12 protein-coding genes are annotated in these 14572 nt (G+C 48.7%); 8 read left to right on the forward strand and 4 right to left on the reverse strand.

The annotated features are described in order from the left end of the window. The first annotated feature begins 40 nt into the window (after nucleotides 1–40). Both ACOJUN_RS14715 and typA read left to right on the forward strand, forming a co-directional pair. Entirely contained in the window at nucleotides 41–691 is a 651-nt protein-coding gene (locus ACOJUN_RS14715) for a hypothetical protein (RefSeq protein WP_422132694.1), read from the forward strand. Between the two features lie 22 nt (nucleotides 692–713). Beyond that, complete coding sequence (gene typA, locus ACOJUN_RS14720) at nucleotides 714–2528, forward strand: translational GTPase TypA (RefSeq protein WP_422132695.1); 1815 nt, start codon at nucleotides 714–716, stop codon at nucleotides 2526–2528. Nucleotides 2529–2563: 35 nt separating this feature from the next. Here the strand turns inward: typA and ACOJUN_RS14725 are convergent, their stop codons facing one another. After that, nucleotides 2564–4264: a CAP domain-containing protein gene (locus ACOJUN_RS14725; RefSeq protein WP_422132696.1), complete on the reverse strand. Its 1701-nt coding sequence runs from the start codon at nucleotides 4262–4264 to the stop codon at nucleotides 2564–2566. Between the two features lie 267 nt (nucleotides 4265–4531). On the opposite strand from ACOJUN_RS14725, the gene pip reads away from it, so the two are divergent. Both pip and dtd read left to right on the forward strand, forming a co-directional pair. Continuing rightward, nucleotides 4532–5485, forward strand: a complete 954-nt coding sequence (gene pip / locus ACOJUN_RS14730; RefSeq protein ID WP_422132697.1) for a prolyl aminopeptidase — start codon at nucleotides 4532–4534, stop codon at nucleotides 5483–5485. A gap of 249 nt (nucleotides 5486–5734) precedes the next feature. After that, on the forward strand, nucleotides 5735–6172 hold the full coding sequence (gene dtd, locus ACOJUN_RS14735; protein WP_422132698.1) for a D-aminoacyl-tRNA deacylase: 438 nt from the start codon (nucleotides 5735–5737) through the stop codon (nucleotides 6170–6172). A gap of 31 nt (nucleotides 6173–6203) precedes the next feature. Here the strand turns inward: dtd and ACOJUN_RS14740 are convergent, their stop codons facing one another. After that, nucleotides 6204–6692 carry a DUF29 domain-containing protein gene (locus ACOJUN_RS14740; RefSeq protein ID WP_422132699.1) on the reverse strand — a complete coding sequence of 163 codons (489 nt, stop codon included), beginning with the start codon at nucleotides 6690–6692 and terminating at the stop codon, nucleotides 6204–6206. Between the two features lie 186 nt (nucleotides 6693–6878). On the opposite strand from ACOJUN_RS14740, the gene ACOJUN_RS14745 reads away from it, so the two are divergent. Beyond that, the gene (locus ACOJUN_RS14745) at nucleotides 6879–8471 is read left to right on the forward strand and encodes an FMN-binding glutamate synthase family protein (protein WP_422132700.1); all 1593 of its coding nucleotides are present in this window, start codon (nucleotides 6879–6881) and stop codon (nucleotides 8469–8471) included. 48 nt (nucleotides 8472–8519) lie between these two features. On the opposite strand, the gene argS is transcribed toward ACOJUN_RS14745, so the two are convergent. Beyond that, nucleotides 8520–10262, reverse strand: a complete 1743-nt coding sequence (argS, locus tag ACOJUN_RS14750; RefSeq protein WP_422132701.1) for an arginine--tRNA ligase — start codon at nucleotides 10260–10262, stop codon at nucleotides 8520–8522. Nucleotides 10263–10288: 26 nt separating this feature from the next. On the opposite strand from argS, the gene ACOJUN_RS14755 reads away from it, so the two are divergent. From ACOJUN_RS14755 to ACOJUN_RS14765, 3 genes are all read left to right on the forward strand, one after another. Further along, a complete protein-coding gene (locus ACOJUN_RS14755; RefSeq protein WP_422132702.1) occupies nucleotides 10289–10519 on the forward strand; it encodes a hypothetical protein in 231 nt (76 codons plus the stop codon). 171 nt (nucleotides 10520–10690) lie between these two features. After that, nucleotides 10691–10816 carry a hypothetical protein gene (locus tag ACOJUN_RS14760; RefSeq protein WP_422132703.1) on the forward strand — a complete coding sequence of 42 codons (126 nt, stop codon included), beginning with the start codon at nucleotides 10691–10693 and terminating at the stop codon, nucleotides 10814–10816. An 87-nt stretch (nucleotides 10817–10903) separates the two neighbouring features. After that, nucleotides 10904–11884 carry a class I SAM-dependent methyltransferase gene (locus tag ACOJUN_RS14765; RefSeq protein ID WP_422132704.1) on the forward strand — a complete coding sequence of 327 codons (981 nt, stop codon included), beginning with the start codon at nucleotides 10904–10906 and terminating at the stop codon, nucleotides 11882–11884. A gap of 6 nt (nucleotides 11885–11890) precedes the next feature. Here ACOJUN_RS14765 and ACOJUN_RS14770 read toward each other — a convergent pair whose 3' ends face one another. Next, a complete protein-coding gene (locus tag ACOJUN_RS14770) occupies nucleotides 11891–14488 on the reverse strand; it encodes an ATP-binding cassette domain-containing protein (RefSeq protein ID WP_422132705.1) in 2598 nt (865 codons plus the stop codon). Between the last annotated feature and the right edge of the window lie 84 nt (nucleotides 14489–14572).

Consider the following 14572-nt stretch of genomic DNA (forward strand, 5'->3'; position numbering starts at 1 on the left):
CGGCTTTTTTTATTGTGGAAATAATGAGTACTCAACAGACATGAGTGGTATGCAGCGATTATCTTCCACGGCTTATCAGGCCCTGATCGAAGGGGCTGAGGTGATAGAGCAGGACCATTTTGGCGACAAGGTTCTGAAACTGAAAGATAAGACTTTTCTGAAACTGTTTCGGGTTAAAAGCACTATCAGCTCGGCGTGGTTTAAGCCATATTCTGTCCGGTTCGCCAGAAATGCCTCGGAACTCGTGACCCGTGGCATTCAAACGGTTGATATTATTAGCTGCTACCGTCTTGGAAGATATAAAAAAACAGCTGTCCATTATCGGCCATTGCCGGGTCGGACCCTCAGGCAGGTTTTCCCTGCTCTGGATGAAGATGGAACCCGAGTTCTGGCCGAGCAGTTAGCCCGATATATTGCGCAGCTGCATAAACAGGGCGTCTATTTTCGCTCCCTGCACATGGGTAATATTCTCAAGTTGCCCGACGGTGCTCTTGGGCTGATAGACATTGCCGATATGCGCTTTAGCCGGAGTCCTCTGAAAGAAGCGTTAAGGCTGAGGAATTTACATCATCTGGCTCGTTATGAGCAGGATGTTCAGTATCTGATTAAGGACCAGACATTTTGTTCCACCTACGCCAGGCTGGCGGATTTGGATGTGGACAAGGTCGAAGCTGTAATGCAGCACACCTGAAAGATTTTAAGAGAGAAAGACAGTGATAGAAAAGTTACGCAATATTGCCATCATCGCACACGTTGACCATGGTAAAACCACCCTGGTTGACAAGCTGCTTCAGCAGTCCGGAACTCTGGGTCGAAAAGATCAGGGTGCCGAACGGATCATGGATTCCAATGACCAGGAGAAGGAGCGGGGCATTACCATCCTGGCCAAGAACACCGCCATCAACTGGCAGGACTACCACATTAATATTGTGGACACACCCGGACACGCCGACTTCGGTGGTGAGGTGGAACGTGTTATGTCCATGGTGGATTCGGTTCTGCTGCTGGTGGATGCGGTTGACGGTCCTATGCCTCAGACCCGCTTTGTCACCCAGAAAGCTTTTGAGCAGGGTCTGCGCCCTATCGTTGTTATCAACAAGATTGACCGTCCTGGTGCTCGTCCGGACTGGGTCATGGATGAAGTCTTTGATCTGTTTGATCGTCTCGGTGCTACCGAAGAGCAGCTGGATTTTCCGGTTATTTACGCTTCTGCACTGAATGGTATTGCCGGTGATGATCCTGAAAACATGGCACAAGATATGACGCCACTGTTTGAAATGATCGTCAATAATGTCCCTTCTCCCAAGGTGGATGTCGATGCGCCTTTCCAGATGCAGATATCTGCCCTGGACTACAGCAGCTTTCTGGGAGTTATCGGTATTGGTCGTATCACCCGTGGTGTTCTCAAGCCCTCAACTCCGATTCGCTTGATTGGTGCCGATGGCAATGAGCGCAATGCCAAGATCCTCAAGGTTATGGGGCACCTGGGTCTGGAACGTGTAGACGTGGAAGAGGCTCGTGCTGGCGATATCGTTTGTGTAACGGGTATCGACAAGCTGAACATATCAGACACCCTGTGTGATCCAAATCACGTTGAAGCGCTGCCAGCACTGACGGTGGATGAGCCAACCGTGAGCATGACCTTCCAGGTCAATGATTCTCCTTTTGCAGGTCAGGATGGCAAGTATGTGACCTCCCGTAATATCAAAGAGCGTCTGGATCGCGAACTGCTGCATAACGTAGCGCTGCGTGTTGAGCAGGGTGATGATGCTGACAAGTTCAAGGTGTCTGGTCGTGGTGAACTGCATCTGTCGGTTCTGATCGAAACCATGCGCCGTGAAGGTTTTGAGCTGGGGGTTTCCCGTCCAGAGGTTGTCATCAAGGAGATTGACGGCGTTTTGCAGGAGCCTTACGAACAGGTTGTTGTGGATGTTGAGGAAGAACATCAGGGCTCTCTGATGGAAGAGATGGGACACCGTAAGGCAGAACTGACCAACATGGTACCAGACGGCAAGGGCCGTATTCGCCTGGAGTTCATCATGCCTGCCCGTGGTCTGATCGGTTTTCGTTCCCAGTTTCTGACCATGACTTCTGGTAGCGGTATTCTGACCAATGTCTTTGATCACTACGGTGACGTGAAAGATGGCGAAGTGACTCACCGCAAGAACGGTGTTCTGGTTTCTATGGTGAATGGTAAGGTGCTGGGCTATGCGCTCTGGAACTTACAGGATCGTGGTCGTTTGTTCCTGAACCCGAACGTTGACGTTTATGAAGGTCAGATCATTGGTCTGCATAATCGTGACAATGACCTGGTGGTTAACCCGACCAAGGGTAAACAGCTGACGAACGTTCGTGCTTCCGGCTCTGACGAAAACATTCAACTGACACCGCCTATCCGACATAGCCTGGAACAGGCCCTGGAATTTATCGACGATGACGAGCTGGTGGAAGTTACACCTGACAATATCCGTCTGCGCAAGAAATTCCTGAAGGAGCATGAGCGCAAGCGCGCCAGCCGCAGTAAATAATTGAGTGGCTGTTCTGACCGGGGGCAGCGCCCCGGTCAGTATTTTGGTGAAGCAAAAACCTGGGCCCAGTATTTTCTGGATCGGCCGGAGGGATTCTCTACAAAGCTGACTCCCATCTCGGTGACATCAGGCGACATGATATTTTTACAATGCCCCGGACTGTTCATCCAGGTTTTTAACACAGCGTCCAGGTTGTGTTGGCCTACGGCAACGTTTTCGGCAAGAGCTGACCAGCGATAACCCTGTGCTTCAATTCGTTGATTGATTTCACTGCCACCTGAACCTACATGGCTCATAAAATTTTTATTGGCCATATCCGTTGCGTGCTTGAAGGCCGCTGCTTCAAGAGAGTAGTTCCAGCGCAAACGTCCGACTGCACGCATGACGGTATTGCCACAGACCTGCGGTTTAGAGCGTATAGCATTGACAGCGGTTAGCACCTGATTTGCAAAGCCCTGGGTGGGTTGGTCCAGGACCTCGTTGTACCAATGAGAATGAGTCCAGCGAGAGTCAGACCAACGTGATCTCAGGTAGCTGTCCACTTTGAAAGTGAGATATTTCCAGGCTTCACGACTTTTCTCCGGAATTGTATCAACGTAGCCAACCAGTTCCTCAGGCAGATCTTTAGAGTTTCCTATCACCCCTGTGCCATCGAGACGGGCCATCATTGGCAGGTTAGGAGCAATAACTTCTTTCCAGAAGTCTTGTGAATAAGCGTTAATGGTTTCCCATTTCTGGTAAATGACTGCAGAGGCAGCACCAAGAATACCCAGTTTGAAGGCACCTTTTGCACAGCTTGCACAAAAACGAGTCATGGCTCCTTTTCGATATTCGCTTGCGGCTTCGTTTCTGTAATGCTCGACATCTTGTTTCATTTTTTCTCTGGCGAATTTTCTTTTTCTGGCCTCTTTTATTTCGCGCTCCATCTCCTCCAGACTGGGTTGGTGGCGGACATTTCTGACGCCAAATTGGAGCGCAGAGAAAAAGTAAGGTGGTATATCACCGCTGCTACCAGCGAAGATCTCAAGTGTTCTGGCAGGTCGGTTGATCATTGCATTCAGCGAGTCTTCAGCAAGAGCTGCCCCGGGTGTCTGATGGGGTTGCAGATTGAAGACAATGGGCTGCACATGACCAGGAGTGTCATTAACGCCGGGGTTCAGGAAAAGGCTTATATCTGCTGTGATTAAGGCTGAGAAAAGAGTTTCAGGCTCTTCTGACAATGAAATGATGTTTTCCTCAACTTCATAGCTGCCATCTTCAAAGCCTGAGAAGAATTGAGTAGCAATGGTTCCATCTGCTAACGGCGTTATTGTCAGTATTCTCTTCTTAAGAAGAATGGCCAGTTGAGTGTTCAAATGGTTGATAGGCACACCCGGTGTCGCTCCTTCGGGTATGACTGCGCTTTGACTTTCAAGATAGAGATGCAGGGCAGCCGCATTGATTGGCTGATCCTCCGGGTAGTTAAGGTAATCTGCCGATTGCCTGTAGATTTGGCTGAGTTCCTGTTCACTGAGAAGGCTCATGATGGAGCGGGCCCAGCAACTTCCCTGATCTGCGTTTTTGTTACACCTTTCAGGCATCTGATAATTGTGGCCTGAGAGGTAACTGTTCAGCTCCTCAGAATCATCCACCGGGAAGGGGTCCACCACTGCAGCATGGCAAAAGCCTATGGCTGTGGAGAACGCCAAAGCTATGATCAACGGATCAATGGACCTGTGAAAAAATGGGTTGTTCATCGACTACTGCTCGCTGTTTCAACGTTATACATAGGCACTCCCTGCCTTTCATATCAGCTATGAAACTTAGATAGCCAAGAGGCGTAAAAGTTCCTCAGAAGCCATGACAATGCTTGGAAAACCTTGGTTTTTAAGAGTATTGTAGAGTGCTGGGAGCCTTTCTGATTTAAGCTTTAGACTGTCTCCCTGAGACAAGAGGTGGATCAGATGCTCTGTTTGCTCAGCTGACTGACTTCGCTTGATTCAGTGACTTCTGAAGGAAGGAAAATGCGCACGCTTTACCCGGCTATAAAGCCATACTCTGTTTTTAAACTGGCTGTAGATACCGTTCATCAACTTTATGTGGAAGAGTGCGGGAGTCCAGATGGTATTCCTGTGTTGTTTGTCCACGGCGGGCCCGGGGTGGGTACTTCAGAAAAATCGCGGCGATTCTTTGATCCCGAGAAATATAGGATCATCCTTTTTGATCAGCGAGGCTGTGGTCGGTCGCTGCCCCATGCTGAGCTGGAAGGGAATACCACCCAGAATCTGATTGCTGATATGGAGCAGATTCGGAAGCATTTGGGTATCGAAAAATGGCTTCTTTTTGGCGGCTCCTGGGGCTCTACCCTGTCTCTGCTATACGCTCAGGCTCACCCTAAAAGGGTTATGGCCATGGTGCTCAGGGGGATTTTTCTGTCCCGACAGAAGGACTTTGACTGGCTCTACACTAAGCAGGGGGCCGGCAGAGTGTTTCCGGATCACTGGAAGCACTTTGAAGAAATTATTCCTGAAAGTGAGCGAGCTAATATGCTGGAAGCTTATTACAATCGCTTGACCGGTGATGATGAGCTGGCACAGATGAATGCCGCCAAGCACTGGGCATTATGGGAAGGGAGAATCAGCACATTGAAGCCCTGTCCTGATGCTGAAGAATTTTGCAGCGAACCACATAACGCAAAAGCCATATCCCGGCTTGAAGCTCATTACTTCATGAATGACAGCTTTATTGAACCTCATCAGATTATTCGTGACATGAAATACATTGACCAGATTCCGGGCATTATTGTCCATGGTCGATACGATATGATCTGCCCTTTGGATAACGCTCAGGTGTTAGCTGATCACTGGACAGAAGCAGAGCTTCAGGTGATCAGGGAGGCAGGTCATTCGTCCTCCGAGCCAGGTATTGTCGATGCACTGGTGATTGCCACCGATAAGTTGGCGGAAAAATTCGGTTAATTTCACATGGGTTCCAGTGATTTTCTTCCCAGCCCTGGCACTAGGAGCCTGACCGAGAATAGACTGCCCTACTGCGGCGGCAGCAAATTGGTCTGAAAATCCGCTTTTGTTCGTCAAATAGCTCGCTATTCTCCTCACAAAACCGAATTTTCATCCTCAATTTTCTGCCGTCCTCGCTACGGGCGCTATTCTCGGTCAGGCTCCTAGCCTGGGCGACCTTTTATACAGACTTCCGGAGTAGGATAACCCATGCGTGGATTAATCCAGCGAGTTCAGTTTGCCAATGTAAAAGTGAACGGTGAAACCGTAGGCCAGATTGCAGAAGGTCTTTTGCTATTGCTGGGCATAGAAAAGGACGATGATCAGGCAAAAGCGGATAAGTTACTGGATAAAGTGCTCAAATACAGGGTTTTCAGTGATCAGGATGGAAAAATGAATCTGGGTTTGAAAGACACTGGAGGTGGGTTGCTGGTGGTCTCACAGTTCACGCTTGTCGCCGACACACGCAAAGGACTCCGTCCCAGCTTCAGTTCCGGGGCTTCTCCTGAACATGGTGAACAGCTGTATGATTATTTTGTCGAGCGTGCCCAAACTCTTCATCACGATGTCGCAACGGGTCGTTTTGGTGCCGACATGAAAGTCTCTTTGTTGAATGATGGGCCGGTTACTTTCAATCTCGAAGTCTGAAGTATTATTCGATGGAAAAACGCCAGAAGGGTTAATCTCCCGGCAGCCAGTCGTCATCGGTGATTTGCTCGAAAGTCCATGGGCATTGTTCGGGGAAGCTGTCTTTGTTCAGGCGACTGGCCTCAGTGCGAATGTAATGGTTCATTTGTTTGATGGCATCTTTTTTGGCATGCGGATAAACCTCGGCCAGCAGGTCATTAACTTTGGGTTGCAGGCAGGGATTTTTCTGTATGTGGCGTCCAATTTGTGTTCTTGAATTATTGATACTTGGCATCCAGGTATGGATCACTTTATCTTTAACCCAAGGGTCTTTCAGTACCTGTTTCTGATAGTCGTATTTGAGAAGATGCACTAGCAATATGATCAAGTGGGAACCTAACTCGTCGGCAATATTGCCCATCTGTATATCTATCGCCTCCAAAAGATTAGGGACGTCAAGCTGATCAAATTGCCCCTGGGCCAGAAGTTCCCGTTGCTGGCCAAGCCATTGGGTGTAATCGGTTTCGTAAAGATTTTCCATAAAATACCTCCATTTGCCTTACCACTGTAGGCAAAAAACAGAAGGGAATCAAAATGAACTCCCAAGGTTTAGATGCCTTTGCGGAGGGGGACAAAAGAAGGAGCATTGCCAAAGACCGTTTTATCATCAAGACTCAAGAGCATCAGATCCAGCTATCTGGATTTTCTCGCTGAAAAAGGTGGAGAAATGGCTCGTAAACTGTTTTTCTGGGTTGCCGTTGGCGGAATGCTGATCACCTTGCTTCTGTCGTTTTTCTGGCCCGGGATACTTTGGCTGTTTGTTTTTCTGGTGCCTTACACTCTGGTCGGGATTTTTGATCTGACCTGCACCAATCATAACGTTTTGAAAAATTATCCTGTCATTGGCCATATGCGCTATGCGCTGGAGTTTATCAGTCCCGAGATTCATCAATACTTTATCGAGTCAAATCAGAGTGGCAAACCTTTTAATCGTGAAATCCGAAATATGGTGTATTCAAGAGCCAAGGGCGTGTCTGATACCCAACCTTTTGGCACCCAGTTTGAACTGACCGATTGCGGCTACCATCGGGCCAATCATTCCCTGACCCCCAAAGAGGTTGATGCCAGCCATGGAAGAATACTGATCGGTGAACATTCCTGCTCACAACCTTATCTGGCGTCAAGGCTGAATATTTCCGGCATGAGCTTTGGCGCCCTGAGTGCCAATGCCATTAGAGCAATGAATGCGGGCGCACGCAGGGGAGACTTTGCTCACAATACGGGAGAAGGCGGGTTAAGCCGACACCATCTGGCAGAAGGAGGGGATCTGGTCTGGCAGATCGGCACAGGTTACTTTGGTTGTCGTACACAAGAAGGTGGCTTCGACGAAAAAGGTTTTGCTGAAAAAGTAAAGCATGAAGCCGTGAAGATGGTTGAGGTCAAATTATCCCAGGGAGCCAAACCGTCCCATGGTGGCGTGCTACCCGCCGTTAAAGTCTCAAAAGAAATTGCTGAAGCCAGAGGTGTTCCTGAGGGAGAGGCCGTCATTTCTCCTCCCGCGCATTCGGCTTTTTCAACGCCTAAAGAGCTGATTTTATTTATTGATCATCTCAGGGGTATTGCCAGTAAGCCAGTAGGCTTTAAGCTCTGTCTGGGCAACAAAGTGGAGTTTATGGGGATCTGTAAAGCCATGCTGGAAACCGGTTTGGCACCGGATTTTATTACGGTTGATGGCGCAGAGGGAGGCACAGGTGCAGCCCCGGTGGAGTATACTGATCGGCTGGGAATGCCGTTGAATGAAGCCCTGGTCTTTGTGAACAACTGCCTGACGGGTGCAGGTCTGAGAGAGAAAGTAAAGATCATTGCCAGCGGCAAGGTAGCCTCGGGTTTTGATATGGTGACAAAGATTGCTTTGGGTGCTGACCTGTGTAACTCAGCCAGAGCCATGATGTTTGCTGTGGGATGTATTCAGGCATTGAAGTGCAACACCAATCAATGCCCGACCGGAGTGACCACTCAGGACCCGGTCAGAGGCAGTGCCGTCAACATCGCTGAAAAACAGATCCGGGTAGCAAATTATCACCATGTGACGGTGGCCAGTTTTCTCGATATTGTTGGAGCAATGGGGCTGGAAAGCCCGGAACAGTTGAATGCGAGGCATATCTTCCGACGTCTCGCCGATCAGACAGAAGCTTCTTACGCAACCATATACCCGGTTCTGGAAACAGGATGCCTGTTGAATCGCGATGATATGGTTGGCTACAGCAACCACTGGGCCCAGGCTTCGGCTGATGAGTTTTTCCCCGGGCTGATTGCCTGAAATAGAAAGCGCCGACATTAAAGTCGGCATTTTCCGGGTTAAACAGGATTACATCTGTTCAACGGTTTCAATGCCCAGCAGGTCAAGGCCTTTCTTGAGGATATGGGCAGTCAGGGCACAGAATTGCAGGCGGCTGCTTTTAACGGGTTCGCTGACGCCTTCTTTGTTAACCGGGCAGTTTTCATAGAAGCTCATGAATGCACCAGACAAGTCGTAGAGGTAGCCGCAAAGTACGTGAGGCGTTCCTTCACGGGCAGCCTGCTCAATGGTTTCGCTGAATTGGTTGAGCTTCAGAGCCAGGTCTCTCTCGGAAGGCTCTTCAACCAGGATGTTACCGGTGAGGTCGGTTTCAGAAACTCCGGCCCTGCGGAAGATGCTTTTAATACGGGTATAGGCGTAGAGCAGGTAAGGCGCAGTGTTGCCTTCGAAGGCCAGCATGGTGTCCCAGTCGAAAACGTAGTCGCTGGTGCGGTTTTTGGACAGGTCAGCGTATTTTACCGAGCCCATGGCAACGGCTTTGATAACCTTGAACTTTTGTTCTTCGTTGAGATCAGAGGCTTTGCTGGCAATCAGTCTGGCTGCACGCTCTTCAGCTTCGTCCAGCAGATCTACCAGTTTGATGGTAGTACCGGCACGGGTTTTGAACGGTTTGCCATCCTTGCCCAGCATCATACCGAATGCATGATGTTCTGTGCGGGTATCTTCATTGACAAAGCCGACCTTGCGGGCAATGGTGAAGATCTGGTCAAAGTGTTGTCCCTGACGAGCATCAACATAGTAAAGAACACGGTCGGCGTTCAAGGCGTGAGTCCGGTGCCGCAGGGCCGCCAGATCGGTTGTAGAATAGAGAAAGCCGCCGCCAGACTTTTCAACGATGACACCCATCGGGTCGCCGTCTTTGTTCTTGAATTCATCCAGAAAGACCACTTTTGCCCCCTGGTCTTCACTCAACAGGCCTCTGCTGTCCAGTGCATTGATAATGGCAGGCAGGCTGTCATTGTAGGCGCTCTCACCCATAACATCGGATGGCGTCAGGGAAACATTCAATCGCTCGTAGACTTCCTGGTTGTGAGACAGAGTGATATCAACCAGTTTTTTCCAGAGTTTCAGGCAGTGCTCATCGCCAGATTGTAATTCGACAACATATTCACGGGCTTTTGTGGCGAACACTTCGTCATCGTCAAAACGTTTTTTAGCCGCCTTGTAGAAGGCTTCCAGATTTGAAAGCTCCATAGCCTGAGCTTCCTGACTGTCTTGCTCCAGTTCTTCGAGGTGAGCAATCAGCATACCGAACTGAGTCCCCCAGTCTCCCAGGTGGTTCTGGCGAATGACCTTGTGGCCCAGAAATTCCAGGGTTCGAGCGGTGGCATCACCAATGATGGTGGAGCGAATGTGGCCAATGTGCATTTCTTTAGCAACATTAGGCGCGGAGTAATCGACAATCACAGTTTCCGGGCTGTCGACAGAGGCTACACCGGAACGATCGTCTTTTACTGCTTCCTTCAGTCTGGCAGCGAGCCATTCTGGCTTGAGATAGATATTAATGAAGCCGGGTCCGGCAATTTCCGTTTTTTCAGCAATGCCTTCCAGATCCAGGTTTTCTTCTACTTTTTGGGCCAGATCTCGAGGTTTGAGTCCCATTTTCTTGGCTGCTGCCATCACCGCATTGCACTGATAGTCACCAAAGTTGGCCCGTGCGCTCTGACGAACCATCGGAGGGGTGTCTTCTGGGGCTCCGGCGGCGATCAGTGCTTTGATGACTCTGTCTTCAAGCAGTTTAAGAATATTCATGGAAAAAATTCCTTGGTCTGAAACTTGTGTGCGATGATTTTTTTCTCTCTTGGCTGCTCATCGGGAAAAATATTTTGCACTGTCTGCGTCTCATTGTTGATGGTTTTTCAAAATATTTTTCTATCGCTTGGGCGTCTCTAATAGAGCGCCTGTTGACCTTTCCGGTCAGCGGCAGCCTTGTTCTGCAAAAAAGCAGGATGTCGAAAGTGATGGTGACTGAAAAGCAACCTTTCAGCCTTGGCATCGTCGCAATGTGAATGTCAGGCAGCCCGGAAAGTTGCCGCAACAGAGGGCAATATCAGATGCTGACTGAAGCCTTTCAGGACTTGCCGCCTGAGAGGCAGATGAAGTGGCTGATGAGAGTGATTTCATAGCGGGAAATAATAGCGAATAAAACGGCTTTGAGACAATAGCAGTCTTCTTCAATCATGAGAAATGTTGCCACTGTCGAGAAATGTGAAGTCGGGTATCACCATGGTCAGCTGGCTGATTTGTCTACCCCGGCTGCTGCAGAGGCTGATAAACCGGATTTATCGCCATCAATGGGAAAATAAAATAACTGTCTTTTTTCCAAAAAGCGACTAAACATAAGGATTTGAATTCAGACACTTGAATATTCTTCAGATCAGTGAGAGCTTGCGATGTTTTTGAGGACTTTCTGCTTTGCCCTGACTCTATGGCTGGCATTAGCACCTTTAGTTAATGTTTCGGCAGTTAATTTTTTAACCGGACAATATGAATCCAGTTTAATGGGGGCGGCTGCCGAGCATCGTAATTTCGACCTTTACACCAATCAGATGGATGCTGCTTTACAACACAAACTGTCCCGGCTGTTACCCCATCTGCCATTATACGACGGGGCATTTATTATTGATGTAGGATCTGGCACTGGTGCTGTGGCCGCAGCCATTGCCAGGGAAAATCCCGGATTAATGGTTCAGGGGATCGATATTCAGCCTCCGATGATAGCCCATGCCCAAAGTCGATACAGCGCAATAGAAAATCTTCATTTTGAGCAGGGCAGTGGCAATAAACCTTATGGCATAAATGCTGACGCAGTGATAATGGCTGCGGTCCTTCATGAGATCTATTCCTACAACGAAGATTCTCTCGACGCTGTTAAAAATGCTTTAGAGCTTGCCTATCAGACGCTTAAGAAAGGGGGGAGAATCATTATCAAAGATTTTGCCCGACCTGAAGATGATACGAGGCAAGTTCGTTTTTATCACGCAAAATCTGATGTAAAGGACCGACATTGTTTCGCTGAATTTGCACTCGGCTTCTGGCAACATAGCCGGCATGTGCCAATTGGTTCGTATGAGAGTACCGAAGATTATGAATCCGTCGAGACGGATATGGCATCAGCTTATGATTACATGTTCAGAAAGGACTATACGGAAGACTGGCATGCAGAAATTAAAGAACATTACGGATTCATTCATCCCCGCAAACTTATCTTTATGCTGAACGACGTTGGTTTTAAAGTTCATGTAGCTAAGTTTTTTGATAATGAATGGATTTTAGAGCACCGGATTCGTGGAAAAGTGTGGCTTAAGGATGTAAAGACCGGTGAGGACATTCCGATTCCAAAATACGATATGGTCATTGTTGCTTATAAATAAAGAACATTACTGTTCACTTTCCATTTCCCAGAGATTGACCTGGCTGTCTTCAAGGTGGATTCTGCCCGTAAAAAATCCATCGTGGTTATTATGGGCTGCATTGTGGTCGACGATCAGCAGCAGGCTGTCAGGCAGGTATTTTTTTAACATTTCCTGTGCCCGTTGCACCGATGCCTGATCCATCCCGGCGAAAATTTCGTCCAGTATGGCTACTTCGGGGCGCCGGTTAATTACCGAGAGCAGCGCCAGTTTTTTAATCTGGCCACCACTGAGCTGATCTTTCCAGTTGCGTTCGTCGCGAAGCTGTTCTTCCAGAAGGTGCCATTGATCTTCAGGGTAGAAATCGATCTCCTGCAACATGTTGATTAACTCTCTATCTGTCAGGTCGCCTCTGTGTTCTGGCTTTTGAGGATGCGGGTCGTTTGAGTCGGTTTCCAATCTTAACGTGACGAGTTCTCTCAGGGTTGTGTTCGGAGGAATGTAGGTTAACTGTTCGGCATGGAAGACTTCAGGCAACTCGCCATTCGCAGTGGTGTAGGTCACATTACCCGTTGCCCAGATACCGTTGCCGGCTTCTCTTCTGATCTTTGAAAGCAGGCTGCTCTTGCCGCTGCCAGAAGCACCGGAAACCGCATAATAGCCCTTGGGAATGGTCAATGCCTGATCGGTCATCAGCACTCCTTCAGGATGTCCCATGGAGAAGGCGTCCAGACGAATGGCGACCTCATCTCCTTTTTTTGCCCGATAGTCAGGCTGTTTCCAAAGTTCCGCCGGGGGATCGTTTATTTCTGCTCCCAGTGAGTAAATGCTATAGAGCGCTTTATCGAAGCTGAGCAGGTTTTCGACGTTATTAGCGTGCCACGAGAAGGCGTCGGAAACACTGTCAGAGGCGAAAAGAAGGGCCTGATAATCGTCGTATGCAACTTCCCCAGTGCTCATCTTTTTGACAATAAAAAGGCTTTTGGCGACGAAGTCGACAAGGCCTTTTGCTATGCTCCAGCTGCCCGAAATCAGCCCTGCTTTAGACTGGCTGGCTTCTGTTTCACGAACTGCCAGCAGCAGCTCAGAATACTTTTCGACCATAAAATCCTTTTTGGCACCGTTGCCAATGGTTCGTGCATTGGTGTTGAAGTCTTTTTTCAACAAGTCGAGTTTAGTGCTCAGGGAATGCCTTTTGGTTTCCAGATCCAGGGCTCCCTGGTTAAGGCTCAGGGTTACGGACTCAGTCATTTTGCTATAGATATCCATGAACACCAGCATATCGGCAGCGCCGCTTTTGACAATAAAAGAAAGGTCATAAAAACCACCGATATAAGCGCGGGCCAGCGAACGCTTCAGTGAGCTACCGGCATTGACGATGTTGTGGATACTGACATCCATTCCGGCAATCAGGGTGTCGAGATTTTTATCCAGATTCAGTCTTATAAAATTCTGGTCATCGAAAAAGAGACTCTCCAGTTCATCTTCTGCAGCTTGCGTCATCAGAATTCTGTAGTAGCTTTCTATCACCGAATCCATCAACCAGTGTCCTACGTATGGCAGGCAGAAATAGCCCACTGACAGACCGGCTTCAACATAACCGGATAAAGCCTCTTCAGGTTTTAGACCGAACCTTGGATTAAAGTTTGACAGACTTGTATGAAGAGACTGGGCCCGGGAAGAGCGCATTTTGGTCAGTCTGGAGCTCATCAGTTGAGAGCCTGCTATAGCAAGAGCCTGCATGTGTGAGAGTCTCTGGATGGTCTGGTGATCCATAATTTCATTCAGGATCTGATCCATTTCAGAAACGACTTCCAAATTGGATTTGTCATTCTCCCGACTGGAGGGTTTCAGAGTGATACACAGATAAGAAAGGGAGCGCTCGTCTTCTGAAAGTGAGGTAAACAGGCAGGTTCCACTCCAGACAGTGCCAGCACTTTCCATTAAATAAGGAACATTGAGTTGAGACACCGCAGAGCTGTACGAGCTGCCAATCAGTGGCAGTCGGCCCAGAGCCGATGAGAAAAAGGGCGTCATTACTTTTAGCTGAGTGACAGCGGATAATGTTGTGGATAAGGGCTCGGTGCCCGTAAGATTACAGGCTGCCATCACTTCATCGACTGCACCGAGAGCCGCTCCTGCAGCCGCTCCCGGCATTCCTCCCAGGATGGCGCCGTTGATGGCTCCCTTTGCGGGTGCGCTGAGGTACTTTTCAAGAAAGTTAAACTGGCCTGAAGCAATCAGTGCGCCACCGACAAAACCACAAAGGTAATTAATAGAGCTGGGCATGGGAGTATTGCTCATGGTAGCGGCTCCCATGACACCGGCACTCATATAATAGGAGGCAGATGTATTGACGTGATTGTAAAGTAAATCCAGGCCAGATAGTGCGACACCGGAAATAACGCCTGCACTCACGGTATAAGGGGTTTGGTCAGGCGAATTGCTCGCAGCTATGCCACCTGCAATACCGCTCAGGACAGGCATTACCAGCCACTGAGAATTATGCAATATCTGATGAGGCTGGTGAGATACCAGATCAGGATAAGAGGGTTGTAATAATTCTGAACAGAAAGCCATTTCATTCATTAATAACAGAATGAATCCCAATACAAAAAATCGCACTCAAAACTCCTTTTACTTCTTAATTCTTCTTTGTGTGTCACTTCAGTGGACTAGATATTAGAGTATGGGGGGGCGGAAAAGTTC

This window comes from Endozoicomonas sp. ALD040, assembly GCF_049275945.1.
Taxonomy (GTDB): domain Bacteria; phylum Pseudomonadota; class Gammaproteobacteria; order Pseudomonadales; family Endozoicomonadaceae; genus Endozoicomonas_A.